Here is a 2955-nt window from a genome sequence, read left to right on the forward strand (position 1 = left end):
CCGCCGCACGCCCCGGGCGAATCTGGTGCCAGGATCGGTGAACGCCGCGAGTTCCCCGCCCGCCGCGTCCCCGCCGGTCTCGCCGGAAGCGGTGCGGGATCGGTTCTCCAGCTTCCAGCAGGGCGTACGGCGGGGCCGCGCGGAAGTGGCCGGCGAACCGGCCGACGGATCGGCGAATGAGAGGGAGGGCTCGTGAGCGAGCTGAGCGTCGAGGCGCGCAGGTTCGACTGGCTGATCACCGAGTTCGTGAGCGGCACCCCCGGCGTCGCGCACGCCGTGGTGGTCTCCGCCGACGGCCTGCGGCTGGCGAACTCCGACGGCTTTCCCCCGGACCGGGCCGACCAGCTGGCGGCGGTGGCCGCCGGGCTGCTCAGCCTCACGGCGGGCGCCTCCCGGGTGTTCGACGGCGGCGAGGTGACCCAGACCGTGGTGGAGATGCAGCGCGGCCTGGTGCTCGTGATGGCCATCAGCGACGGCTCCTGCCTGACCGTGCTGGCGGCGCCGGACTGCGACATGGGTCTGGTGGCCTACCAGATGACGCTGCTGGTCGAGCGCGCAGGTCAGACGCTCACGCCGGCGTTGCGGGCCGAGCTGCAGACCAGTCGCCGGTGATGTCCGGTGATGCGTGGACCTGAGGGCATGGAGGAGGAGCCGCTCTTCCGTCCGTACGCCGTCACCGGAGGACGTGCGGAACCGCGTTACCATCTGGCGATGGAGACGTTGGTCTCCACGGTGACGTTCATGAGCGATGACTACTCGATGCTCGAGCCCGAGCAGGAAGCGATCATGACGCTCTGCCGTTCCGTGCGTTCGGTCGCGGAGATCTCCGCGCTGCTCCGGGTCCCCCTCGGCGTGGCGCGGGTGCTGATCGCCGACCTGGCCGACGAGGGTCTGGTCCGCCTGCACATGCCGCAGCTCAACCAGGGACAACCAGACCACAATTTGCTCGAAAGGGTGCTCAGTGGACTTCGCAGGCTCTAGTCGCGGCCTGACCTCGACGAAGATTGTCGTGGCGGGCGGGTTCGGCGTGGGCAAGACGACCTTCGTCGGTGCCGTCTCGGAGATCCTTCCGCTGACGACCGAAGCGGTGATGACCGATGCCAGCACCGGCATCGACGACCTCGGGCTGACGCCGAACAAGACCACCACCACGGTGGCCATGGACTTCGGCCGGCTCTCCCTCGACCAGGACCTGATCCTGTATCTGTTCGGCACGCCCGGTCAGCACCGTTTCTGGTTCATGTGGGATGACCTGGTGCGGGGCGCGATCGGCGCGGTCGTGCTGGTGGACAGCCGCCGGTTGGCCGACAGCTTTCCCGCCATCGACTACTTCGAAGAGGCCCAGCTGCCCTTCGTGGTGGCGATGAACGGCTGGGACGGGCAGTTCCTGCACGCCGAGGAGGAGGTGCGGGAGGCGCTGTCGCTGGCCGCCACCATTCCGGTCATCCGTACGGACGCGCGTTCCCGGGAGGCGGTCAAGTCGACTTTGATCACTTTGGTGGAATATGTGCTGACGGTGCGGTCGGCGTACGGGAGACCGTACTAGGCAGAAAATAGGCATTTAGGGCCATGCGCTGGAACCGGCACATGGCCCTTAGCTTTGCCCAGATAAAGATCATTAAATGGTGATTTATGGTGATTTGTCCGGGTTCGCAAAGTGAACCGGGATGTGAGCTGAATCCGGATTCAAATCGGACCGTGAACGTCCAGCTAACAATGTCCCGAAAAGTCTTGATCTATCTTGATATGGGCTGCAACACTCCCTCTTTGGTCTGCTGCTCGCAGGCATCAAGGCACCTATGAAGGAGTAGCGGTCGTGTCCCGTATCCGGTACACCCGTCAACTGCCGGCTGCTTTCACTGCCGCCGGACTTGTCCTCGCGCTGGCCGCGTGTGGTGGATCAAGCACCTCGCCGGACCCCACCGCAGCGGCGGCGCCTAGCGCCACGACGGTTCAGCTCGACCCCAACGCTGATCTCAGCAAGCAGAGCCTCTCCATGTCGATCTGGGAGGGGTACAGCCCGCCGGACCTTCCCGAGCGGATCAAGAAGGATCTGAAGTTCGATCTGAAGATCGCTCCGCATGCCACCAACGAAGACATCATGGGCAAGCTGACCGGTGGCCAGAGCACCAGCTTCGACCTGGTCTTCGTCTCCGGTCAGTACGCGCAGGCGCTCAACGAGGCCGGGCTGCTCGAGCCCCTGCACCCCGAGCTGATCCCGAACCTGGCCAACCTCTACCCCGAGGCCGCCAACCTGTCCTACGACAAGGGCAACGTCTTCTCCGTGCCCTACACCTGGGGCACCACCGGCATCTGCTACCGCACCGACCTGGTGGACGCGCCGCCGACCAGCTGGAACGACATCCTCGCCCCGAAGGGCAAGGCCGTCGGCAAGGTCCTCATGATGACCACCGAGCGCTGGCTCGCGCTGCCCGCGCTGAAGGCCCTCAAGAAGTCGATCAACACGACCTCCGACGCCGACCTGGCCGCGGCCAAGGATCTGCTGCTCAAGGCCAAGACGACCATGCTCGGCTTCGACGACACCACCTTCGGCACGAAGGTGGCGGAGGGCGAGGCGGCCATGGCCGTGGCCTGGGACGGCTGGTGCCCGACGGACAAGCCGAAGGTCAAGTTCGTCATCCCGAACGAGGGCAGCGACCTCTGGGCGGACACGATGGTGATCCTGAAGTCCTCCAAGAACAAGGAGGCGGCGCACGCCTTCATCAACTACATCCTGGACCCGAAGGTGCACGGCTGGGTGTCCGCGAACATCCTCTACAAGGTCCCGAACAAGGCCGCGATGGACAGCGTGGACCCCGCGCTCTTCGCGTCCTACCCGCCGCTCGCGATGACGCCCGCGAAGTTGCTGGAGGGTGAGTCGATCATCGACCTCGGCGAGGACTCGGTGAAGTACACCCGCCTGGCGACCGAGGTCCAGGCCGCTCAGTAAGACGC

At 65.7% G+C, this 2955-nt stretch carries 5 protein-coding genes; all 5 read left to right on the forward strand.

The features are described from left to right. The coding region (locus tag Aple_RS52165; protein ID WP_218038481.1) for a hypothetical protein at window positions 1-196 on the forward strand (196 nt) is incomplete at its 5' end. Continuing rightward, window positions 193-612: a roadblock/LC7 domain-containing protein gene (locus tag Aple_RS23245; RefSeq protein ID WP_155346790.1), complete on the forward strand. Its 420-nt coding sequence runs from the start codon at window positions 193-195 to the stop codon at window positions 610-612. The genes Aple_RS52165 and Aple_RS23245, both read left to right, overlap by 4 nt. A gap of 9 nt (window positions 613-621) precedes the next feature. After that, on the forward strand, window positions 622-981 hold the full coding sequence (locus Aple_RS23250) for a DUF742 domain-containing protein (RefSeq protein WP_155346791.1): 360 nt from the start codon (window positions 622-624) through the stop codon (window positions 979-981). Then, a complete protein-coding gene (locus Aple_RS23255; protein WP_246264718.1) occupies window positions 962-1546 on the forward strand; it encodes a GTP-binding protein in 585 nt (194 codons plus the stop codon). The genes Aple_RS23250 and Aple_RS23255 overlap by 20 nt, the downstream gene beginning before the upstream one ends. A gap of 270 nt (window positions 1547-1816) precedes the next feature. Next, window positions 1817-2950, forward strand: coding sequence for a polyamine ABC transporter substrate-binding protein (locus Aple_RS23260; RefSeq protein ID WP_155346792.1), 1134 nt, complete (start codon window positions 1817-1819; stop codon window positions 2948-2950). Window positions 2951-2955: the final 5 nt, after the last annotated feature.

It is taken from the genome of Acrocarpospora pleiomorpha (assembly GCF_009687885.1).
In the GTDB taxonomy this organism is placed as follows: domain Bacteria; phylum Actinomycetota; class Actinomycetes; order Streptosporangiales; family Streptosporangiaceae; genus Acrocarpospora; species Acrocarpospora pleiomorpha.

Coding starts and splice junctions, on each gene's coding strand:
- Aple_RS23250 (WP_155346791.1), top strand. CDS start 622: ATGCGTGGACCTGAGGGCATGGAGGAGGAGCCGCTCTTCCGTCCGTAC.